Here is a 22,251-nt window from a genome sequence, read left to right as displayed (position 1 = left end):
TTGTTGTACGAGGGACGGTCGTCACGACGCTCGAAGGAACGCCCGCCACGGTCGTCACGCCGGTTGTCCCGCCCGAACGAGGGACGGTCCCCGCCGCGACGGTCGTCACGGTCCCGGTTGTTGTACGAGGGACGGTCGTCACGACGCTCGAAGGAACGCCCGCCACGGTCGTCACGCCGGTTGTCCCGCCCGAACGAGGGACGGTCCCCGCCACGACGGTCGTCACGGTCCCGGTTGTTGTACGAAGGACGGTCGCCGCCACGGTTGTTGTCGCGGTCCCGGTTGGTGTACGAGGGACGGTCCTCGCGACGCTCGCGCGGCTGGTACGACGAACGCTCGGGGCGCTCCGTGCGCTCGGGACGCTCGGCGCGCTCCTGGTACGCGGGGCGCTCGCGCACCGGCTGCTCGGCGGCGGCCGGGGCGACGGCGTGCTCGGCGGACACCGGCGCCGCGACGGGCTCGGTGCTCTCCGGGTACATGGTCACGGTCTCCGCCGGGACCGGCGGCTCCTCGCCCCGCTCGCGCGCGGCCCGCGCGGTCAGCCGCTCGGCCTCGGCGCGGTACTCGGAGGCGCGGCGCTGCGCGCGCTCCAGCTCGCGGGTGAGGTCGGCGACCTCGCGCTCGGCCTGCTTGGCGGCCTGCCCGGCGGAGTCGGCCTGCACCTCGGTCATGGACCGGGCGCCGGTGATCTCGGCGACCTCCGGGTCGAAGACGGCGCTGCCGACCTGATGGCGCGTGGCGTCGACGCCCGCGTCCTCCATGAGGCGGAAGATCTGGCGCCGCTGGTGCGGGAGGGCCAGCGAGACGACGACGCCGGAGCGGCCGGCGCGCGCGGTACGGCCCGAGCGGTGCAGGTAGTCCTTGTGGTCACCGGCCGGGTCCACGTTGAGGACCAGATCGATGCCGTCGACGTGGATGCCGCGCGCGGCGACGTCGGTGGCGACCAGGACGTTGACGTAGCCGTCCTTGAAGTCGGCGAGCGTCCGGGTGCGGGCGCCCTGCGTCATGCCGCCGTGCAGCGCGTCCGACTTGATGCCGGCGTCGCGCAGCTGCTCGGCGACACGGTCGGCGCCGAGCTGGGTGCGGACGAAGATGATCGTGCGGCCCTTGCGGGAGGCGATCGCGGCGGTGACCGGCGCCTTGTCGCGGGGCTTCACGACGAGGATGTGGTGCGTCATGGTCGTGACGGCGCCCTGGGCGGCGTCCACCTCGTGGTGCACGGGGTCGACCAGATAGCGCTTCACGAGCGCGTCGATCTCGTTCTCCAGCGTCGCGGAGAACAGCATGCGCTGGCCGCCGGCCGGGATCTGGTCGAGCAGCTCGGTGACCTCGGGCATGAAGCCCAGGTCGGCCATCTGGTCGGCCTCGTCGAGGATCGCGATCTCGATGTTCTCCAGCGAGCAGGCGCCGCGGGTGATGATGTCGCGCAGCCGGCCGGGGGTGGCGACGAGGATGTCGACGCCGCGCTCCAGCGCATAGATCTGGTTGCCCATCGACGTACCGCCGCAAACGACCTTCATCTTGAGGCCGAGGACGTCGCCGTAGGGCTGGAGGGCGTCGGCCACCTGCATGGCCAGCTCACGGGTCGGGGTGAGGATGACGCCGCGCGGCTTCTTCTTCTCGGTGCGGCCACCGGCCAGCGTCGCGAGCAGCGGGAGGCCGAAGGACAGCGTCTTGCCGGAGCCGGTGCGTCCGCGGCCGAGGATGTCCTTGCCCGCCAGGGCGTCCGGGATGGTCGCGGCCTGGATCGGGAACGGCGCGGTCACACCGTTCTGCGCGAGCTTGCGCACGATGCCCTCGGGCAGGCCGAGGGAGGCAAAGGTCACCTCGGGCTCGGCGTCGGCGTCCGCGACGGGCTCGGCGTCCGCGAGGGCCCCGGCGACCGGCTCGGCGGTCTCGACGGCCTCAGGGGCCTCGACGGCCTCGGCGGGCGAGCCGGTGGGCTGCTCGACGACGTGGATGTCCCCGGCCGGTCCGGCGGACTCGCCCTGCGGGGCGGTGGACACGTGGTCGGCGGGAGAGTCGTTCTCGGGCACGACGGCGTGGTCAGAATGGGAAACGGACATGCGAATTGCGAAACCTTCCGGAGTCTCGGCACGCGCCCAAACTCCGTGTATTCGCAATCGACCGCCTCAATGCGGTCCGGCCACGGCAAGGGAGAGTACGCGCCACACGCGGCGCTCTTCGGTCATGGCGCCGGGCAAATGGGATCAAACGATCTACCACCATACGCACCGCTTCCCTCGACTGGCAAACCGGCCGGTCAGACCCTGTGGGCAGGCCCGGAAGCCGCCTTCGAAGGGGGTTCGCGCACCTCTTCGTACGCGTCATCTCCGGTGCCGCCCGGGGTGTTTCACGCCACGAGGAGAACCGCGACCGGGGTTTCGGCGGGTTCCGTGACGGAGGGGCCGGGAGCCCCCCGTGAGGAGGTCACGGGAGAGCGGACATCACGAGGGAGATGCGGATGGCTGTTCCTGGTAACGCCGCACCGCCCGGTCCTGTTCCCGGCCGAGCTTCTGGGGTTCCCCGTCGAACCTCTCGCGCTGCTCCCCCATCGGTTCCTGACCCCCCTCGTCCTCGCCGTCCGGCTCCTGCGGGCTGGTGCTGGGGCCCGGCGTCCCGGGCTGCGGGCCGGAGGGGTCCGGGCTGCCCGGCGGCCGGGTCGGCGGGGTCCCGGGCGGCGGCGTGGGCGTGGGCGAGGGCCGCGAGGGCGTGGGCGCGGAGGGCGCGGGGCGCGTACTCGGAGGCGCGCCGGAGCCCTCGCCCGGCGGCCGGGAGGGCTGCGAGGGACCCGGCGACGGCGTCGTCCCGGACGTCGAGGTGGTGGGCCCGGAGGGGGTGCCGTCCGCCCGCCCGCGCGACCGCCCCGGGCCCGCGGTGCCGCCGGCCGCGGCCTCCCCGCCCTGGGGCACGGCGTCGAGGCCGGGCCCACCGCGGCCCGCGCCGTCCGCGCTCGCGCCCTCCCCGCCCGCCGCGTCGGAGTGGCCGGGCGAGGAGGAGTCGGCGGAGGCCGGCGCGACCTCGTCGGCGCCGACACTCATACAGCCCGCTGTCGCGGCCAGGGCCGCCACGACGGCGGCGAGACGGGCGGGGACGGACACGTGGCGCACGAGACGCACCTCCGGGGGCGCTGGGCGGGGGTCTTCCGTGCCCAACTCCCCGCACCGGGCACAGGACACGCTCCACACGGGGCCGGGACGGCGGGTTTCCCGGACAATGGCGAGGTGCTGGAGATGACACGCGACGCCTTCGAAGAACTGGTGAGCCAGGCCCTCGACTCCGTTCCGCCCGAACTGACGCGGATCATGGACAACGTGGCGGTGTTCGTGGAGGAGGAACCCGACCCCGCCGATCCCGAACTGCTGGGCCTGTACGAGGGCACCCCGCTCACCGAGCGCGGCGAGTGGTACGCGGGTGTGCTGCCGGACCGCATCTCGGTCTACATGGGCCCGACGCTGCGGTACTGCGAGACCCCGGAGGACGTCGTCCACGAGGTCGCGGTCACCGTCGTCCACGAGATCGCCCACCACTTCGGCATCGACGACGCGCGACTGCACGAGCTGGGCTGGGCCTAGACGCCCCGCCCCGGCAGAACCCGGCCCGGCCGGAGCGGCCCCGGCAGGACCCGGCCCGGCCGGCCCGGCCACCGGCTCGATCTCCTTGGGCGGGTGGCGGGTGACCTCGGCGGTGGCCCGCCCCCCAGAGCCGCGACCGCGACCGGACCCGCCCCGCGGCCCACTCCCTCCCGGACCCCGCCCCGCCTCCCCCACCCCGGGAGGGAAACCGTTTTGGCGATCCCCGCCCCATCCCATATGCTTCTCACGTCCCCGACGCGCTGCGAAGCGCCCAGGCGGGCCAATTAGCCCTCATCGTCTAGTGGCCCAGGACGCCGCCCTTTCAAGGCGGTAGCACGGGTTCGAATCCCGTTGGGGGCACGTTTCACCGTACGGAAACGTACGTCGAGGTCCTGTGGAGCAGTTTGGAGTGCTCGCCACCCTGTCAAGGTGGAGGCCGCGGGTTCAAATCCCGTCAGGACCGCTGCAACCGCGAGGTTGCGTGGCTGGGTAGCTCAGTTGGTACGAGCGATCGCCTGAAAAGCGATAGGTCGCCGGTTCGATCCCGGCCCCAGCCACCGCGGAGTGAGCCCCCCGTTACCGACGGGGGGCTCCGTCGCGTTCACGGCAGAATGCACGCCCGTAGTGGTCGTCCACGCTCGTCGTGGTCCGGGCCACGTCCGTAGTGGTCCGGGTCCGGTCCCGGACAGCAGTCGGCAGCCCCCGGCCGCGCCGGTCCGCGCGAAATGCGTTCGCCGCGTCCGCACGGCTGGTGCGATCCTGGAGTACGTATGTCTACGCAGCCTGCCCCCGCCCCGTCGAGCAGCGCCCTCGCGCCGCGCCTGACCGAACTGTCCCTGCGCGACGCCCACCGGCTCGGCCGCCGGCTCGAAGGAGCCCGCCGGATTCGCAAGCCGCAGGCGCAGGCCGCCGTGCTCGCCGAGATCGAGGGGGAGATCGACCGGGGTGCGCGGCGCATGGCCGAGCGCGCCGCCCGCGTCCCCCGGGTCACGTATCCCGAGCAGCTCCCGGTCAGCCAGAAGAAGGACGACATCCTGGCCGCGGTCCGCGACCATCAGGTCGTGATCGTCGCCGGGGAGACGGGCTCGGGGAAGACCACCCAGATCCCGAAGATCTGCCTGGAACTGGGACGCGGCGTCCGCGGCATGATCGGCCACACCCAGCCCCGCCGGCTCGCGGCCCGCACGGTCGCCGAACGCGTCGCGAGCGAGCTGGACACCCCGCTCGGCGAGGCCGTCGGCTGGAAGGTCCGCTTCACCGATCAGGTCGGCTCCGACACCTTCGTCAAGCTCATGACGGACGGCATCCTGCTCGCCGAGATCCAGACCGACCGCGAACTGCGCGCCTACGACACGATCATCATCGACGAGGCCCACGAGCGCAGTCTCAACATCGACTTCCTGCTCGGCTACCTCGCCCAGCTGCTGCCCAGGCGCCCCGACCTCAAGGTGATCATCACCTCGGCGACGATCGACCCGGAGCGCTTCTCGCGTCACTTCGGTGACGCCCCGATCGTCGAGGTCTCCGGCCGTACGTACCCGGTCGAGGTGCGCTACCGGCCGCTGCTCGCGGAGGACTCGGCCGAGCCGGACCGCGATCAGGTGACGGCGATCGCCGACGCCGTCGACGAACTGCGCGGCGAGGGCAAGGGCGACATCCTCGTCTTCCTCTCCGGGGAGCGCGAGATCCGCGACACGGCGGACGCGCTGGAGAAGAGGAAACTGCCGTACACGGAGATCCTGCCGCTGTACGCGCGGCTGTCCAACGCCGAGCAGAACCGCGTCTTCCGGCGCCCCCAGGGCAGTACGACCCGCCGCGTCGTGCTCGCGACGAATGTCGCGGAGACCTCGCTGACCGTCCCCGGCATCAAGTACGTGATCGACCCGGGCACCGCGCGCATCTCGCGCTACAGCCACCGTACGAAGGTGCAGCGGCTGCCCATCGAGGCGATCTCGCAGGCCAGCGCCAACCAGCGCAAGGGGCGGTGCGGCCGTACCTCGGACGGCATCTGTATCCGGCTGTACTCGGAGGAGGACTTCGAGTCCCGGCCCGAGTTCACGGACGCGGAGATCCTGCGCACCAACCTGGCCTCCGTCATCCTCCAGATGACCTCGGCGGGGCTCGGCGAGATCGAGAAGTTCCCGTTCATCGACCCGCCGGACCACCGCAACATCCGGGACGGCGTGCAGCTCCTCCAGGAGCTCAACGCGCTCGACCCGGCGCAGAAGGACCCGCGCAAGAAGCTCACCCCGACCGGCCGCAAACTGGCCCAGCTGCCGGTGGACCCGCGCCTGGCCCGGATGGTGCTGGAGGCGGACCGCAACGGCTGCGTCCGCGAGGTCATGGTCATCGCGGCCGCCCTCTCCATCCAGGACCCGCGCGAGCGGCCCAGCGAGAAGCAGGCCCAGGCCGACCAGCAGCACGCCCGTTTCCGTGACGAGACGAGCGACTTCCTGGCCTTCCTCAACCTGTGGCGCCACGTGCGCGAGCAGCAGAAGACGCTGTCCTCCTCCGCGTTCCGCCGGATGTGCAAGAGCGAATACCTGAACTACCTCCGGATTCGCGAGTGGCAGGACATCTACACCCAGCTGCGGTCCGTCGCGAAGCAGATGGGTCTGCGGATCAACGAGGACGACTCCCCCGAGCAGCAGGTGCACATCTCGCTGCTCGCCGGTCTGCTCTCGCACATCGGGCTCAAGGACGTGAAGGAGTCCACCGCCAAGGACCCGGCCGCGAAGGCCAAGGAGGCGCGGGGCAGGAACGAGTACATCGGGGCGCGCGGCGCGAGGTTCGCCGTCTTCCCGGGCTCGGCGCTGTTCAAGAAGCCGCCGCGGTTCCTGATGTCCGCCGAGCTGGTCGAGACCTCGCGGCTGTGGGCCCGCGTCAACGCCCGGATCGAGCCCGAGTGGGTCGAGCCGCTCGCGGAGCACCTGCTCAAGCGCACGTACAGCGAGCCGCACTGGGAGAAGGACCAGGCGGCCGTCATGGCGTACGAGAAGGTCACGCTGTACGGCGTGCCGCTCGTCGCCCAGCGCAAGGTCAACTACGGGCGGATCGACCCCGAGGTGTCCCGGGAGCTGTTCATCCGCCACGCCCTGGTCGAGGGCGACTGGCGCACCCACCACAAGTTCTACGCCGACAACCGGCGGCTGCTGACCGAGGTCGAGGAGCTGGAGCACCGGGCCCGGCGGCGCGGCATCCTCGTCGACGACGAGACGCTGTACGACTTCTACGACGAGCGCGTACCCGACCACGTCGTGTCCGGGGCGCACTTCGACTCCTGGTGGAAGCACCGGCGTCACGAGGAGCCGGAGCTGCTCGACTTCGAGCGGTCCATGCTCATGACGGACGCCGCCGGGGCGATCACCAAGGACGACTACCCGGACACCTGGCGGCAGGGCGCGCTCAAGTTCCGGGTGACCTACCAGTTCGAGCCGGGCGCGGACGCGGACGGCGTGACGGTCCACATCCCGCTCCAGGTGCTCAATCAGGTCACCGGGGAGGGCTTCGACTGGCAGATCCCGGGGCTGCGCGAGGACCTCGTGACCGAACTGATCCGCTCCCTGCCGAAGCCGGTCCGCCGCAACTACGTGCCGGCGCCGAACTTCGCCCAGCGTTTCCTGGCGAAGGCCACGCCGCTGTCCGCCCCGCTGCCGACGGCGCTCGCGCGCGGGCTCCAGCAGATGGTGGGCGTCCCGGTCACGGCCGAGGACTTCGACCTGAGCCGGGTCCCCGAACACCTGAAGATCACCTTCCGGATCGTGGACGAGCGGCGCCGCAAGCTCGCCGAGGACAAGGACCTCGAAGCGCTCAAGCTGCGGCTGCGCCCCAAGGCCCGCCAGGCCCTGTCCCAGGCGGCCGCCGCGACGGCGGAGCGCACCGGCGGCGCCGCGATCGAGCGCACCGGCCTGACCGACTGGTCGATCGGCACGCTCAGCCGCGTCTTCGAGACGAAGCGGGCCGGTCAGCCGGTCAGGGCGTATCCGGCGCTGGTCGACGAGGGCGGCACGGTCGCCGTCCGCCTCTTCGACACCGAGGCCGAGCAGCGGCAGGCGATGTGGGCCGGCACACGGCGGCTGATCCTGCGCAACATCCCGGTGAACCCGGCGAAGTTCGCCTCCGACAAGCTCACCAACCCGCAGAAGCTCGCCCTGTCCGCCAACCCGCACGGCTCCGTGCAGAAGCTGTTCGAGGACTGCGCGACGGCGGCGGCCGACAAGCTGATCGGGGACTTCGGCGGACCCGCGTGGGACGAGGAGTCGTACCGCAAGCTGTACGACCGGGTGCGCGCGGAGATCGTCGACACGACGGTGCGCACCGTCGGGCAGGTCCAGCAGGTGCTGGCCGCCTGGCAGGCGTGCGAGCGGCGCCTGAAGTCGACGCGCAGTCCGGCCCTGCTCGCCAACCTCGCTGACGTGCGGGAGCAGTTGGACGCGCTCGTCTTCCCCGGCTTCGTCACGGCGACGGGGCTGCGCCGGCTGCCCGACCTCATGCGGTACCTGATCGCGGCCGACCGCAGGCTCCAGCAGATGCCGACGGGCGCGCAGCGCGACACGACGCGCATGGAGAAGGTCCGGGAGATGCGCGACGAGTACGCGTGGCTGCTGGAGCAGCTGCCGCCGGGCCGCCCGGTGCCGCAGGAGGTGCGGGACATCCGCTGGATGATCGAGGAACTGCGGGTCAGCTACTTCGCGCACGCCCTCGGCACGGCCTACCCGGTCTCCGACAAGCGCATCGTGAAGGCCATCGACGCGGCGGCCCCCTGAGCCGCGCGAGGGACCTCGCGGGGTCCCTCGCGGGGTCCCGGTGCGGGCGTCCCGGCACCCTCCCGGGCGTGCCGGGACGCTCACGCTGAGCGAGTTCGACCAGGGGGCCGGGACTGCTGTAGAGTCCTTCTCGCAGCACAGCGCGGCGAACATCGCGGCGAGAGCGGCACAGCGGTACGGCAGTACACGAGGTCCTGTGGAGCAGTTTGGAGTGCTCGCCACCCTGTCAAGGTGGAGGCCGCGGGTTCAAATCCCGTCAGGACCGCGCTGATCGAGAGGCCCGTCACTTCGGTGGCGGGCCTCTCGCGTGTCCGGGGTGCGGGACGCGGCCGGGACACGTGTCCCGGTGGCCTCGCGGCGGCGCGCACCGGACAGGGGGCTCGCGGCCCCGCGGTCCGGACCATTCCCGGGCTTGACCCGCTTGACCACTCCTTGTCTTGACCACCTGAGGGCGGGGCGAGTACTCCGGAGGCAGAAGCCCCCGGGTGGCGGGCTCTGGGAGGTGGACGCATGACGGCTCCTTCTGCGCGGCACGAGACGCGCGCGCTCCTGCGGGCTCATCTGGCCGCCGTCTCCGGCCGGCGCCATCTGACCCGGCACTGTCCCGTGTGCCACCGGCTGCTGCGACTGGCCATGGAGTCGACCGGAGGCGGCCGGGCGCCGTGGCGGGCCGCGGAAGCCCCTCCCGGGCCCGCCACGGCGCCCGCGGAGGCCCCGACGGACAGTCAGACCTCACGCGCCGCCCCAGGAGGGCCCCGGGAAGCCGTGAGCGCCCTTCACGGCCCCTGGGAAGAGGGCGAGGGCGAAAGTCCCCCCAACGAGTGACATTGAGCCGGGAGACGGCCGCACGGCAGGGGCACCTGATAAGTCTTCCCTCAGCAGGAGTCCGCGGAAGCGGGTCCAGGAACGAGCCACGAGACGGAGCGGCCGGCCCCATTAACCGACTGCCCGCACATGCCACAAGTGTCATGACATGTGACGGGTGTCACCGCATCAGTTTTCGAAACCCAGGAATTTACCCCGCACCTACAAAGGGTCAATTTAATATGTGCAATTGCACGGGTGTGTGAGGGTGTTCGCCACACACCACCCGAACTCCCCTCACAGGGCACAGACCCGCGCAATGAGCCCCGGCCGCCACCAGGCCGCCACAGCCGCGCCGACCGCATCCGCACAGTTCCGCACAGGGCCGCGGGGCCGGCCCGGCCCGCCGCGGGCACAAAAAAATCGCGCTGGACCCGGCGGAGTCCAGCGCGATCCATGACGTACCCAATGACTGCGGCAGAAGCGCCTGTTGGGGCAGGCGCCGACGTCGGTCGAGCAAAGGTGGAGCTGAGGTACTGCAAAGGACGGGAGCAACGGGTTGGGGGGCCCGAAAACGCCCGGTACAGCGGGTTTGTGCGGGACGTCAGGCCTCGCTGCGCTGCTGCGGAATACCCGCGAGCAGTGCGCGAACCTCGGTCTCGCGGTAACGGCGGTGTCCGCCGAGCGTGCGGATCGACGTGAGCTTGCCAGCCTTCGCCCAGCGCGTGACCGTCTTCGGGTCGACGCGGAACATCGTGGCGACCTCAGCCGGGGTCAGCAGCGGCTCGGCATCAGGGGTGCGAGCGGTCATGAGCGGCCTCCTCGGGAGAACCGAACCTTCTCGGTTCATTCCTCTAAATTCTGCACCTTGACCCACGTTGCCCGAAATGGGCGGACGAAGGTCGAGTCGGTTATAGGACGAACGGCTTGTCCTCGGCACTACAACTACACCATCCGTCCAGCCGCGTCGGCCAAACCGATGGAATTGCCCTCTCAGGTGGCCATCAGCGGCGGAAGCCGATGGACCGCCCCATAGCGGACAGTCACCCGCCTGTAACGATCAGTCACAGCAAGATCAGTACCCAGCAGATCCCCCGTGAACGCACTTACCCGGCCGATACCCGGCAAACCGCCCACAAGCGAACGGAAGGAGCCCCACACGGGCTCCTTGTCCTATTTTGGCACGAGGAGTGGGGAAGAGTGCAAGGGGCCCCGTTAGTGCGATCCATCACGGTTGTCCCCGTGACCCGGCTCGCCGACTGCCCCCGCCCGGGACCGGTTTGAGGTCTTGACGGGCACCTGAGGAGGCCGGTCCGGGATCTTGGCCGGCCCCCCGGGGGGCATCGTCAGGACGCGAGGGGGCGCGTGGGAGCGAACCGGCCGGCGCACCGGGGCGTCAGCTCGCGAACTGACGCTCCCGTACCGACCGCCAGCGCTCCACGAGCCGGGCGTACGCCTCCCCGGCGGTGTCGGGGTCGTCCTCGCGCAGCGCGGCGAGCGCCTCCGTCATGTCGGCGGCCGAGCGGTCCTGCGCCAGGTGCTCCCCGGCCAGGGCGTGCACGAGACCGCCGTAGTCCAGTTCCACGAGCGACCGCGGATGGAAGTCCTCCAGCCAGCTGCCGACGTCCACCAGGCCGTCGATCAGGGCGCCCTCCTCGATGCTGTCCCGCAGCACCTTGAGGCCCCGGGCCACCCGGCGGCGCGCCTCCACCATGCGGGTGCGGTAGCGCAGCACCGGCGCCCCGCCGCCCTCGCCCTTCTCGTACTCGCGCTCGGTGTCGGCGACCAGGACGAACCAGCTCAGTGGTACCTGCCAGGTGCCGGTGCGAATCCAGGGGCGCGCGTCCGGGTTGCGTTCGAGCCAGCGCTCGAAGTCGTCGCGCGCCTGCCGGCGCACCACCGGCGGGAGCACCGCGTCGAGCACCGGCCGGGGCAGCTCCTCGGCGAGGGTGCCCAGCGCCTGCCAGCCGCGCAGCCGGGTCCGCCAGGGACAGACGCACACGACCCCGTCGATCTCGGCGACGAACGCGTCGGCGCTCTCGTGCACCGGGACGGGCACCGGCGGGGTGGGCAGCAGATCGGCCAGGGAACGGCGCAGTTCCTCCTGGTAGGAGGGGTGCTCGGGGCGTCGCGCGTAGCGCTCCCAGTGCTCCCTCTCCTCCTCGGGAAAGGCGGCGAGGGGCTCGTAGACACGTAGGTAGGACGCGTAGGGGACGACCACCGAGGACACCTTGGGCACGATCACTCCCCTCCCCGGCCACGGGAACGGAAAACCCGTGCGCCGGTCACAACCGTGCCCATGGTCCCACGCGGGCCGTACCCCGGAGGGTGATCCACGACACTGCGCCCGCGAGGCCGCGGGACAGGCTCTAGCCTCGTGTCACACGCTCTCCACCACCCGCGGGGAGCGGGTGCCGCTCCACCTCACCGGTTCATCCGCCGCACCAACTCAGGGGAGTCACCACCGTGACCGACGTGACCGACGGCGTCCTGCACACCCTCTTCCGCACCGAAGCGGGGGGCCACGAGCAGGTCGTGCTCTGCCAGGACAGGGAGAGCGGCCTGCGCGCCGTCATCGCCCTGCACTCCACCGCCCTGGGCCCCGCCCTGGGCGGTACCCGTTTCTACCCCTACGCCAGTGACGAGGAGGCCGTCGCCGACGCCCTCAACCTGTCGCGCGGGATGTCGTACAAGAACGCGCTGGCCGGGCTGCGGCACGGTGGCGGCAAGGCCGTGATCATCGGGGACCCCGAGACGGTGAAGACCGAGGAGCTGCTGCTCGCCTACGGGCGGGCCGTCGCCTCGCTCGGCGGCCGCTACGTGACCGCGTGCGACGTGGGGACCTACGTGGCCGACATGGACGTCGTGGCCCGCACCAATCCGTGGACGACGGGGCGTTCCCCGGAGAACGGCGGGGCCGGCGACTCCTCGGTCCTCACCGCGTACGGGGTCTTCCAGGGGATGCGGGCCGGGGCGCAGGAACTGTGGGGCGACCCGACGCTGCGCGGCCGGAGGGTCGGGGTGGCCGGGGTCGGGAAGGTCGGCCACCACCTCGTCGACCATCTGCTCGCGGACGGTGCCGAGGTCGTCGTGACCGACGTGCGCGAGGAGTCGGTGCGCCGGGTCGTCGAGCGGCACGCGGGCCGGGTGACGGTCGCCGCCGACACCGAGGCCCTGATCCGCACCCCGGGCCTGGACGTGTACGCGCCCTGCGCGCTGGGCGGGGCGCTGGACGACGCGAGCGTGCGGGCGCTGACCGCGCGTCTGGTGTGCGGGGCGGCCAACAACCAGCTCGCCCACCCCGGGGTCGAGAAGGACCTCGCCGACCGGGGCGTCCTCTACGCCCCGGACTACGTGGTGAACGCGGGCGGGGTCATCCAGGTGGCCGACGAGCAGCACGGTTTCGACTTCGAGCGCTGCAAGAGCCAGGCCACGAGGATCTTCGACACCACCCTGCAAATCTTCGCGACCGCAAAGGAAGCGGGGGTGCCCCCGGCCGCCGCGGCCGACCGGATCGCGGAGGAGCGGATGGCCGAGGCGCGCCGGGCCTGAGCGTCCGGACGCCTCCGGCAGCGAGGCCCGGCCCGCCGCGGGGGCCCGTGGGACAGGGGAGGCCACCGGGGGGAGACATGACTCACCCCGGTCGGCGGGTCGGCGCTTCAGAAGAGGTTAAAATCGCACCTGACCAGCGAGGAAAGGGCTCCTGGCGGGTAGCGCGGCAGGGCGCGGGACGCGGGCGACGTACCGGATGGCCGCTGGAGCAGGTACCGTGGAAGCCCTACGGGCACGGTCTCTCATTTGAGAGGTCCTGTCCGAAACATGAACGCGTGTCAAGACTCTGGGGCCGTCGAGCCCCGTCACCGAGGGGGTCGAGCCATGGGGCGCGGCCGGGCCAAGGCCAAGCAGACGAAGGTCGCCCGCCAGCTGAAGTACAACAGCGGCGGGACTGACCTGTCGCGTCTGGCCAGCGAGCTGGGCGCATCGACTTCGAGTCAGCCTCCGAACAGGGAGCCGTTCGAGGACGACGACGACGAAGACGACCCGTACGCACAGTACGCGGATCTGTACAACGACGAAGAGGACGACGACGACTCCGACGGTGGGTCGGGCCAGTCCTCTTCGCGGCGCCGCGGCGCTTGACCTCGTATGGATCGGGCACCCGGTCCGGGGCACTCCCCCGGACCGGGTTCTCTGCTGCATGGGCGCGGTACCGAGGTACCCGCGCCGGTGCGGTGGGCGGCTGGGCGCGGCACGGGTGAGCGGTGCCGTCCGCATCGGCGTGGGGCTGTGAGCCGTACGCCGCTTTTCGCTGTCCGCGACCGGTGCGGCCGTCTCGCTGTCCAGGACCGGCAGGAACGCTTCGGCGTCCGCGGCCGGTGAGGCCGCCACGACGGTGCGCCACCTCGGGGCCGAGGCCGCCACGACGGTGCGCCACCTCCGGGCCGGTCCCGGGCCCCGTACCCGTGTACGGGGCCCTGTTTCCGCTGGTCATCTCGTGGTCCCGCTGATCACGCCGCGTAGTCGCCGACCAGTTCGGCGCCGGTGGCGTGCTCTCCGCGAGCGGTGATCTCGCCGGCCACCCAGGCGTCCAGGCCGCGGTCGGCGAGGGTCGCGAGGGCCGGTTCGACGGCCTCGGGCGGGACGACGGCGAACATGCCGACGCCCATGTTCAGCGTCTTCTCCAGTTCGAGCCGCTCGACGTCACCCGTACGGCCGACCAGATCGAAGACCGGGGCGGGCGTCCAGGTCGAGCGTTCCACCGTGGCGTGCAGCCCCTCGGGGACGACGCGCGCCAGGTTGGCCGCGAGACCGCCGCCGGTGACGTGGGAGAAGGCGTGCACCTCGGAGGTCCGCATGAGGGCCAGGCAGTCCAGCGAGTAGATCTTGGTGGGCTCCAGCAGCTCCTCGCCGAGCGTGCGGCCGAACTCCTCGAAGCGGCGGTCCAGCGAGTGGCCGGCCCGGTCGAGCAGCACGTGGCGGACCAGCGAGTAGCCGTTGGAGTGCAGCCCCGAGGAGGCGAGCGCGAGGACCGCGTCGCCCTCGCGGATACGCTCCGCGCCCAGCAGCCGGTCGGCCTCGACGACTCCGGTACCGGCGCCGGCCACGTCGAAGTCGTCCGCGCCGAGCAGTCCCGGGTGCTCGGCGGTCTCCCCGCCGACGAGGGCGCAGCCCGCGAGGACGCAGCCCTCGGCGATGCCCTTCACGATCGAGGCGATCCGCTCGGGGTGGACCTTGCCGACGCAGATGTAGTCGGTCATGAACAGCGGCTCCGCGCCGCACACCACGATGTCGTCCATGACCATCGCGACCAGATCGTGACCGATCGTGTCGTAGACGCCGAGCCGGCGCGCGAGGTCGACCTTGGTGCCGACGCCGTCGGTGGCGGAGGCGAGCAGCGGACGTTCGTACCGCTTCAGCGCGGAGGCGTCGAAGAGGCCCGCGAAACCGCCGAGCCCGCCGAGCACCTCGGGGCGCTGGGCCTTCTTGACCCACTTCTTCATGAGTTCGACGGCGAGATCACCGGCCTCGATGTCGACGCCCGCCGACTTGTAGGAGGCCGCGGCGTCGCTCGTCTCGGGCACGGGCGGCATGGAGGGCAGTGAGGAGGGCATGGGATGCGTCTTTCGTCTGCGTCGTCGGTCCGGGGCCTGGTACGTCGTCGGTCCGGCTGCGGTCGGGGGCGGCGGTCGGTACCCGGCCGGTCCGGGCCCGGGGCCGTCCGGGCATCTGTCCGGGCTCCGGAATCCGGCGGTGCCGCGAGGGCGCCGGCCGGGCCCCGTACCGGTGAGGGACGGGGACTCCGCTACGGGGCGGCTCTTTCCCGGGGCCTGCACGAGCCCTGTTCAGGGACTGAGCGGGGTCTGTTCAAAACTGGGCGAGGTCTGTTCAGGACTGAGCGGGGTCTGTTCAGGACTGGGCGGGGTCCGTTCAGTCCCAGGCGGGGTGGGGTCCGGCGGGTACCCGCTCCGATCTTGCCCCGGGCCGGCCGGAACCCGGTCGGGACCCGCGCGGGTCCCGTCCCGGGGTTCCCCGCTCGGAGGCCCTGTGCGAAGCCCCCGCTCAGAGGCGCCGCGCAAGGCCACCGTTCAGGAGCTCCCGGTCACGGCCTGCGCAGGGCGTCGCTGGCCGCGGTCTCGGCCACCCCCGCCGCCAGCTCCGTCTCCAGGAGCTGCTTGCCGAGCAGTTCCGGGTCGGGCAGCTCCATCGGGTACTCGCCGTCGAAGCAGGCCCGGCACAGGTTCGGCTTGTCGATCGTGGTCGCCTCGATCATCGCGTCGATCGAGATGTACGCGAGCGAGTCGGCGCCCAGCGAGGTACCGATCTCCTCGGGCGACATGCCGTTGGCGATGAGTTCCGCGCGGGTCGCGAAGTCGATGCCGAAGAAGCAGGGCCACTTCACGGGCGGGGAGGAGATCCGGATGTGGACCTCGGCGGCGCCCGCCTCCCGCAGCATCCGTACGAGAGCGCGCTGCGTGTTCCCCCGGACGATGGAGTCGTCGACGACCACGAGGCGCTTGCCCCGGATGACTTCCTTGAGGGGGTTCAGTTTCAGCCGGATGCCGAGCTGGCGGATGGTCTGTGAAGGCTGGATGAAGGTCCGGCCGACATAGGCGTTCTTCACCAGTCCGCTGCCGAAGGGGATGCCGCTGGCCTCGGCGTAGCCGATCGCGGCGGGGGTCCCGGACTCCGGGGTCGCTATGACGAGGTCCGCCTCGACGGGGGCTTCCTTCGCGAGCCGCCGGCCCATCTCCACGCGGGAGAGGTAGACGTTCCGCCCGGCGATGTCGGTGTCGGGACGCGCCAGGTAGACGTACTCGAAGACACAGCCCTTGGGCTTTGCTTCCGCGAACCGGCTGGTGCGCAGACCGTTCTGGTCGATGGCGACCATCTCGCCCGGCTCGATCTCCCGCACGTAGGAGGCGCCGCAGATGTCGAGAGCGGCGCTCTCGCTCGCGACGACCCAGCCGCGCTCCAGCCGGCCGAGGACCAGCGGGCGGATGCCCTGCGGGTCGCGGGCGGCGTAGAGGGTGTTCTCGTCCATGAAGACGAGGGAGAAGGCGCCCCGTACGTGCGGCAGCACCTTCGGCGCGGCCTGCTCGACGGTCAGCGGCTTGCCCTCCTCGTCGGTCTGGCCCGCGAGCAGGGCCGTGACGAGGTCGGTGTCGTTGGTGGCGGCGACCTGGGTGGCCCGGCCGTTCTCCTTGGGGAGGTCGGCGACCATCTCGGCGAGCTGCGCCGTGTTCACCAGATTGCCGTTGTGGCCCAGGGCGATCGAACCGTGCGCGGTGGCCCGGAACGTGGGCTGCGCGTTCTCCCACACCGAGGCTCCGGTGGTGGAGTAGCGGGCGTGACCCACCGCGATATGACCCTGGAGAGAGCTGAGAGAGGTCTCGTCGAAGACCTGGGACACGAGCCCCATGTCCTTGAAGACGAGGATCTGGGAACCATTGCTGACCGCGATTCCCGCGGACTCCTGGCCCCTGTGTTGGAGGGCGTACAGCCCGAAGTAGGTGAGTTTGGCGACCTCTTCGCCAGGAGCCCAGACACCGAAGACGCCGCAAGCGTCCTGGGGGCCTTTCTCTCCCGGAAGAAGGTCATGATTGAGGAGACCGTCACCACGTGGCACGGAACCGAGTGTAGGCGAGATCGACCACTGGTCCGAATTGGGGACGGGACCACCCTGTCCTGCCACCGTCTTGCGGAGCAGCCGCCTGGCCTGCGCGGATACCCACCGCACCGGGCCGCCACGACCACTGATCCCGCAGGTGGCAGGCGGTCTACGCGCATACCCTCCGCCCCCCGCGCGCGCACCCCCTGGGGCACCGGGCCTCCCCTGGGCCGGGAGGGACGGGACGGCCGGGAGTGTGCGGTGTCTCACGGGGGCGGGCGGAGGGGGAGCGACGGCAGGACGGCGTCGGAACGCTTTCGGCCGGACAGCGGCCGGAGAGCGACGGAACGGTTTCGGCCGCGCGGCGGCGGGACGGGCGGGCCGGCGGCCGGTACGGGCAGGAGGCAGGGGCGGGCGCGGCGGCCGGTACCAGTCCGGAGGCAGCGGAGCAGGGGCGGCGGGCACGGCGCGGCCGGTACCAGTCCTGAGGCAGCGGCAGCGGCACGAGGGGGGCGGGGCGGGCCGGTTCAGGCGCGGGGGACGGCGCGCAGGCCGGTGCCGTTCTCCGCGGTGAGAGTCAGCGTGCCGTCGGCCACCGCGTGACGCAGGGGGGACGCGAACAGCTTCAGCAGCGCCTTCTCGGTGTCCATCGCCTCTCCCTGGCACAGCATCCGGGTGGTGACGGGCCGGTCGATACGGAGCCGGTCGCCGTCGAGTTCGGCGCGCGCCGAGAAGCGGTTGCAGCCGAGGCTGCCGGTCACCTTGCCGTCCTTGGCGAGCCGGAGATGGGCCCCGGGGGACACACGACGGGAGCCCTGGCCGTCGCCGCCGCTCTCCGTACCGTCGAGGAGACGCGTGATCTCCCAGGTCGTCTCCGTGAGCGGCACGGAGGCAGTCGATCCGTCCTTTCCGGGCCCTGGGGTGGACGATCCGCCCTTTCCGGGCCCTGGGGTGGACGATCCGCCCGGGGAGGACGCGCCTTCTCCCCGTCCTGCGGACGCGCCGCCCTTGTCCTCGCTCCTGCGGAGGTTCACGGCGTCGCCTTCCGGGGTCGTGAGCGTGAGCCGGTCCGCGCCGGGACCGGTCCGCCGCTCGGTGTGCGCGGTGAGTTCGTTGCCGGTGAGAAGCCCGGACAGCTTCTTCTCGAAGGCCATCACCGGTTTCCCGCAGGCCCTGCGCGTGGAGACGGGTTCGCTCAGCCGCAGCCGCCCACCCCTCTCGTCGGTGAAGCGGACCGGCGAGGAGAAGCGGTTGCAGCCGTAGTCGCCCTCGGCGCGTGGCGTACGGGCCGAGGTGTCGAAGGCGAGCCGGGCCCCCTCGGGCGCACGGTGGCGCTTCCCGTCGGCGGTGACGCTCTCGACGCTCCAGCTCACCCCGGTGTACGCGGGTGGCTCGGCGCTGCTGACGGAGGTGCCGGCGCCGGTTTCGCCCGCCCCGCCGCCCTGGTGCCCGGCTCCGCTGCCCGCCGGCCCGGTCCCGCAGGCCGTGAGAACGGTCGCGCAGACCGTGAGGACGGCGAGGGACGCGGCCGACGACACGCTGCCCGTCGTGGCCCGGACCGGCACCCGGCCCGCCGCACGTCCCGTGACCCGTGCTGAGGACCGGCCGGTGGCCCGGCCGGGAAAGGTCGCTCGGTTCATGTCCATGGCAGTGGGACGGGCCGCCCCGGTGATGGGTTCCGTCCCGTCCGGCGGACGGGACGGAACCCTTGGTCAGCCCATGAGGGGCAGGAGTCCGGACAGGTCGGCGCGTTCCCCGCTCGCGCTGATCCGGGCGGCCCGCCGCTCCTCGTCCCACGTGGCGCGTCCGGTCGCGAGCCGCAGCCACGTGCGCGGATCGGTCTCCACGACGTTGGGCGGGGTACCGCGCGTGTGCCGCGGCCCCTCTACGCACTGCACGACGGCGTACGGCGGCACCCGTACCTCGGTGGAGGCTCCCGGGGCCTTCACGGCGAGCGCGTCGGCGAGCAGCCGGGTGCAGGCGGCGAGGGCCTGCCGGTCGAGCGTCACGTCGAGACCGGTGGCCCGGGACAGGTCGTCGCTGTGCACGACGAGTTCGACGCAGCGGGTCACTAGGAAGTCACCGAGCACCATCGGCCCGACCCGGGTGCCGACGAGCCGGCCGGGCAGCGCGGCGGGAAGCAGCGTCCTGGCCCGTTCGTCGATCCCGGCGAGCAGGCTGTCGAGCGCGGCCGGTCCGGGGTGGACGGCGGCCAGCCGCCGGACGTCCGCGTCGATGTTCCCGGCCCGCCCGGCGGTCGCGAAAGGCCAGTCCAGCAGGGGCAGCGCCTTCGCCACCGGCGGGGCCTCCGCGAGTCGCTGGTTGAGGCTGTCGAGCACCATCCCCAGATGCGCGACCAGTTCGCGCACGCTCCACTCCCCGAGCCCGCTCTCCCCGTCGAGCTGCTCGGCGGTCAACGCGCTGACAGCGGTACGGACATGCCCGAACTGGGCGAGCACGGCGGCCCGGGTCTTCTGGGCGTCGTACGTACGGAGTCGTTTCCTGACCGGCGGCATGAGAAGAGGGTAGAACCCGGCCGGCGAACCGGGACCCCCGCCTGCGAACCGGAACCCCGGCCTGCGAACCGGAACCCCGGCCTGTCGGCAGCCGCGGTCGCGGGTGCGCGGCTTACGGGGGGGGCGGCCGCGAGCCGCCGGGGGACGGGCGGCGGGAGCCGGGGCACGAGGGCGGGCGCCGGGGCACGGGGCGGGCGAGGCCGCGACGGGGCCCATGCACCTGCCGGGGCGGAATCCCCTCCGCTCTCTGGACATAGTGCCGGTGTCCGACTGTCGGCGGCCGCTCCCATCGTCATGGACGCCGTCCTCAGAATCCGGCACCTCCGATGCCCCTCGGACGTAGCGAACGCGCGCGTTCGCTGCACAACACAGAGCGAAGGCCGTTGTCGGCCGGTGGGCTTGCGGGGCTTGGTGCCGGGTCGGTGATCCTGCGGCCCGTCACGTCCGGCAGCTGACCGCGACGTGAGGGCCGAGCGGTGCCCTGTGCTCCGTCGCCCGCCTCGCACGCGGACCGTCCGCGTGCCCCGGTCCCGAGGGGATTCCCATGTCCGTGCTCGCTCTGTCCGTTGTTCTGCTGCTGCTCCTGGGAACCGGGGCGGTGATGGTCACCGTCCTGGTCGTCGTCCACCGTCGGCCCGCTTTGGGGAGGCCCCTGGGTCTGGCGATCGCCGCGGGCACCCTGCTGGTGGCCGTCGGCGCTCTGGTCGCGTCGGGGGGAGCCGCCCCGGCCACACCCGTCCAGGTCAGCGTCACCGCTCCGCCCGCTCCCTGATGCCCCGCCAGTGGTCCCTGCGGTCTTTGCGGTCCCTGCCGCCGCCCCTGCGGTCTCTGCGGTCTCTGCGGCACAGCGGCAGGGGCCGCAGGGGGGCGGCCCCCGGCCTCCGTGACGCGAAGCGCCGCTTCGTCGTGTGCGGGTAGCGGGACGCGGGGCCCACTGTCCCGGCTGCGCCGGAGCCGACTCGTCAGGCGCGAGACGGCGTGCACCCGTGCCCTCATCAGTTCCCGGCGAGGTCGCGGCCGCCGGCGATCTCCCCGGCACAGGGCGCACTCCGGAACGAGTCGATACCGGTCTCCGGGGCGCCGGCGGGCGGTGTGGGCGGGCCTCCCCCCGAACCCCTGGGCCTGGCCGAACCGGTCCTGCCGCTCAGCCTGTTCCGGGAAACGGGCCCTGCGGCTGAGCTTCGTCGTCCGGGGGCTGGTGAGCGTCGCGATGACCGTCACCCTCGTCTACGTAATGGTCTACCTCCAGGCCGCCCGGCAGGTGGAAATCGCTTCCGCCGGACTCCAGTTGCTGCCCATGGCTCTCGGCACGGGGCTGCCGGGACAGCTCGTCGGACGTCTCGGCGGCGCTGCCCGGCGGAGTGTCGTGACGGGCACGCCGCGCGCCCCCTCGCCCTGGCCCTGCTCGGCACCTCCCCGGCGGACAGCAGCCTCTGGTGGCTGCGCAGCGAACTCCTCCTCATGGGAGCGGGTTTCGGCATGCTGATCGGCCGGCTCCTCCAGTTCGGGCAGGAACATGCCCCGCCGGGACGGCTCGGGGTGACCACGACCGCCATCCGCTTGCTCCAGACACCGGGCGGCGCGCTCGGCGTGAGTCTCTTCGGACCGCTGCTGAGCCGGCTCACCGAAGGGAGGACCGCCGGAGGGACGACCGGGAGCGGCGCCGACGGGGACGGCGTCGCGCACGGGACGGAGGCGGGGCTCGGACTGATCCAGGGGACCGACGTCATCCTCTTCTCCCTGGCCGGCCTGCTGGTCCTCGCGACCGCGCTCGCCGTCAGGCTTCCGGCTGCCCCCTCTGCCGTCGGCGCCCCGGTCGCAGCCGCAGTCACGGCCCGACGTACGCCGCCGGCACGGTGAAGGTCTCCGAGTTCGCGGGTATCCCGATCCCCGTCCAGGTGAAGGGGAGCCCGCGGGCAGCCGTGAGACCGGGCCGGTCCATGAGCTGGAAGTGGACGTGCGGCTCGGTGGTGTTGCCGCTGTTGCCGCAGGCTCCGAGCTGTTGTCCCGCCCGCACCCGGTCCCCCGCCGCGACCCGCAGGGAGCCGCGCCGCACGTGGGCGTAGAGGGCGAACACCCCGTCGCCCAGATCCAGGACGATCCGGTTCCCCACGACCCTTCCGGGCCCCAGAAAGTCTCGCAGCGTCCCCTCGGCCAACAGGTACAGCAGCGCGGGTACCGAGGTGCGGCTCAGGTGGTCCCGCTGCCCGTCCGAGGCGTGGACGACGGTCGCGTCGGCCACCGCGAGCAGCGGCACCCCGAACCCGGGGAAGCTGGAGGGTGGTCGCATGAACGGCCAGAAGAGTGCGAAAGCCGGCCTGCGCCGTCCCACCACGCCCTCTGACAGAGCACCCACCGAACCGGCCCCCTGCCCCGTCCCGTCCTCTCCCTCTCCCTCTCCCTCTCCCTCCGCCACGATGTCGATCGCGTACATCTGCCCGTAGACCGCCGTGCCGTGACTGGGCACCCGGTTCGCCGGACTGTTGAGCGCGGTCCACCGGCCGGTGACCGGCGGCCGTACCTCGACGGGCGCCCGGCCCGAAGGGGTCCGCAGGCCCCGGACGGCGAACGCCTGGCAGATCAGCGCGGCCACGAAGAACCCGAAGTTCCACCAGGCCGGGTACGGCGGGTCGGCGAAGAACCGCGAGGTGACCGCCAGAAGGAAGGCCCCCGACAGGAGCCGGTACAGAAGCGCCCACACCTCACGGGACCCGTAGGCCCTACGGGCCCTCATACCGACTCACCCGCGACCCCACTCGATCCACAGCCCCCACTCGATCCACAGCCCCCACTCGGCCCGTAGACCCCACTCCTCCCGTCCACCGCGCCCGGATTCCGCACCATGCCCCGTCCGCGCACCGCACTGACTTCACGCGCCCCACCCGACCCACGCACCCCGTAGTTCCCCTTCATCAATCCCCCTGGACATTCGTCGTCCCACGCACGCCGACCCTGCTCATGCCGCCAGTGCCCGGGGCGCC

General features: G+C 72.1%; 16 protein-coding genes and 4 tRNA genes. 11 read left to right on the top strand and 9 right to left on the bottom strand.

Going from position 1 to position 22,251, the window contains the following annotated elements; genetic code table 11:
• Both ACFYMP_RS24650 and ACFYMP_RS24645 read right to left on the bottom strand, forming a co-directional pair.
• On the bottom strand, positions 1 to 2,066 hold a 2,066-nt coding region (locus ACFYMP_RS24650; protein ID WP_388861528.1), incomplete at its 3' end, for a DEAD/DEAH box helicase.
• Positions 2,067 to 2,447: 381 nt separating this feature from the next.
• Positions 2,448 to 3,110, bottom strand: coding sequence for a hypothetical protein (locus ACFYMP_RS24645; protein WP_388861526.1), 663 nt, complete (start codon positions 3,108 to 3,110; stop codon positions 2,448 to 2,450).
• 114 nt (positions 3,111 to 3,224) lie between these two features.
• Here ACFYMP_RS24645 and ACFYMP_RS24640 point away from each other — a divergent pair, with 114 nt between their 5' ends.
• From ACFYMP_RS24640 to ACFYMP_RS24610, 7 genes are all read left to right on the top strand, one after another.
• Entirely contained in the window at positions 3,225 to 3,575 is a 351-nt protein-coding gene (locus ACFYMP_RS24640) for a metallopeptidase family protein (RefSeq protein ID WP_388861524.1), read from the top strand.
• A 287-nt stretch (positions 3,576 to 3,862) separates the two neighbouring features.
• Positions 3,863 to 3,935, top strand: a tRNA-Glu gene (locus tag ACFYMP_RS24635).
• Between the two features lie 28 nt (positions 3,936 to 3,963).
• Positions 3,964 to 4,038: transfer RNA gene (locus ACFYMP_RS24630), tRNA-Asp, on the top strand.
• Between the two features lie 20 nt (positions 4,039 to 4,058).
• Positions 4,059 to 4,132 (top strand) — tRNA-Phe (locus tag ACFYMP_RS24625).
• 213 nt (positions 4,133 to 4,345) lie between these two features.
• On the top strand, positions 4,346 to 8,341 hold the full coding sequence (gene hrpA, locus ACFYMP_RS24620; protein ID WP_388861522.1) for an ATP-dependent RNA helicase HrpA: 3,996 nt from the start codon (positions 4,346 to 4,348) through the stop codon (positions 8,339 to 8,341).
• Positions 8,342 to 8,531: 190 nt separating this feature from the next.
• Positions 8,532 to 8,606, top strand: a tRNA-Asp gene (locus tag ACFYMP_RS24615).
• 245 nt (positions 8,607 to 8,851) lie between these two features.
• The gene (locus tag ACFYMP_RS24610; RefSeq protein WP_388861520.1) at positions 8,852 to 9,166 is read left to right on the top strand and encodes a DUF6274 family protein; all 315 of its coding nucleotides are present in this window, start codon (positions 8,852 to 8,854) and stop codon (positions 9,164 to 9,166) included.
• 583 nt (positions 9,167 to 9,749) lie between these two features.
• Here ACFYMP_RS24610 and bldC read toward each other — a convergent pair.
• Together bldC and ACFYMP_RS24600 are read right to left on the bottom strand one after the other, a co-directional pair.
• The gene (gene bldC, locus ACFYMP_RS24605) at positions 9,750 to 9,956 is read right to left on the bottom strand and encodes a developmental transcriptional regulator BldC (protein WP_179813968.1); all 207 of its coding nucleotides are present in this window, start codon (positions 9,954 to 9,956) and stop codon (positions 9,750 to 9,752) included.
• A gap of 585 nt (positions 9,957 to 10,541) precedes the next feature.
• Positions 10,542 to 11,384 (bottom strand): hypothetical protein, encoded by an 843-nt coding sequence (locus ACFYMP_RS24600; RefSeq protein ID WP_388861518.1) that lies wholly within the window; start codon positions 11,382 to 11,384, stop codon positions 10,542 to 10,544.
• 227 nt (positions 11,385 to 11,611) lie between these two features.
• On the opposite strand from ACFYMP_RS24600, the gene ACFYMP_RS24595 reads away from it, so the two are divergent.
• Positions 11,612 to 12,697, top strand: coding sequence for a Leu/Phe/Val dehydrogenase (locus tag ACFYMP_RS24595; protein ID WP_388861516.1), 1,086 nt, complete (start codon positions 11,612 to 11,614; stop codon positions 12,695 to 12,697).
• A gap of 324 nt (positions 12,698 to 13,021) precedes the next feature.
• Entirely contained in the window at positions 13,022 to 13,285 is a 264-nt protein-coding gene (locus ACFYMP_RS24590; RefSeq protein WP_388861514.1) for a DUF3073 domain-containing protein, read from the top strand.
• A 368-nt stretch (positions 13,286 to 13,653) separates the two neighbouring features.
• On the opposite strand, the gene purM is transcribed toward ACFYMP_RS24590, so the two are convergent.
• The 4 genes from purM to ACFYMP_RS24570 form a co-directional block, all read right to left on the bottom strand.
• Positions 13,654 to 14,757, bottom strand: coding sequence for a phosphoribosylformylglycinamidine cyclo-ligase (gene purM / locus ACFYMP_RS24585; protein ID WP_388861512.1), 1,104 nt, complete (start codon positions 14,755 to 14,757; stop codon positions 13,654 to 13,656).
• 488 nt (positions 14,758 to 15,245) lie between these two features.
• Positions 15,246 to 16,772 (bottom strand): amidophosphoribosyltransferase, encoded by a 1,527-nt coding sequence (gene purF / locus ACFYMP_RS24580; RefSeq protein ID WP_388861510.1) that lies wholly within the window; start codon positions 16,770 to 16,772, stop codon positions 15,246 to 15,248.
• Positions 16,773 to 17,281: 509 nt separating this feature from the next.
• On the bottom strand, positions 17,282 to 18,394 hold the full coding sequence (locus tag ACFYMP_RS24575; protein WP_388861508.1) for an META domain-containing protein: 1,113 nt from the start codon (positions 18,392 to 18,394) through the stop codon (positions 17,282 to 17,284).
• Positions 18,395 to 18,466: 72 nt separating this feature from the next.
• The gene (locus ACFYMP_RS24570; protein WP_388861506.1) at positions 18,467 to 19,270 is read right to left on the bottom strand and encodes a sterol carrier family protein; all 804 of its coding nucleotides are present in this window, start codon (positions 19,268 to 19,270) and stop codon (positions 18,467 to 18,469) included.
• A 544-nt stretch (positions 19,271 to 19,814) separates the two neighbouring features.
• On the opposite strand from ACFYMP_RS24570, the gene ACFYMP_RS24565 reads away from it, so the two are divergent.
• Both ACFYMP_RS24565 and ACFYMP_RS24560 read left to right on the top strand, forming a co-directional pair.
• Positions 19,815 to 20,042, top strand: coding sequence for a hypothetical protein (locus ACFYMP_RS24565; protein ID WP_388861504.1), 228 nt, complete (start codon positions 19,815 to 19,817; stop codon positions 20,040 to 20,042).
• A gap of 689 nt (positions 20,043 to 20,731) precedes the next feature.
• On the top strand, positions 20,732 to 21,130 hold the full coding sequence (locus tag ACFYMP_RS24560) for a hypothetical protein (protein ID WP_388861502.1): 399 nt from the start codon (positions 20,732 to 20,734) through the stop codon (positions 21,128 to 21,130).
• Here the strand turns inward: ACFYMP_RS24560 and ACFYMP_RS24555 are convergent.
• Positions 21,099 to 22,004, bottom strand: coding sequence for a M23 family metallopeptidase (locus ACFYMP_RS24555; protein WP_388861500.1), 906 nt, complete (start codon positions 22,002 to 22,004; stop codon positions 21,099 to 21,101). The genes ACFYMP_RS24560 and ACFYMP_RS24555 overlap by 32 nt on opposite strands.
• Positions 22,005 to 22,251: the final 247 nt, after the last annotated feature.

It is taken from the genome of Streptomyces sp. NPDC007088 (assembly GCF_042869355.1).
Lineage (GTDB): Bacteria > Actinomycetota > Actinomycetes > Streptomycetales > Streptomycetaceae > Streptomyces.
The sequence above is the reverse complement of the archived record's forward strand: the minus strand, read 5'-3'. Positions and strand labels throughout refer to the sequence as shown.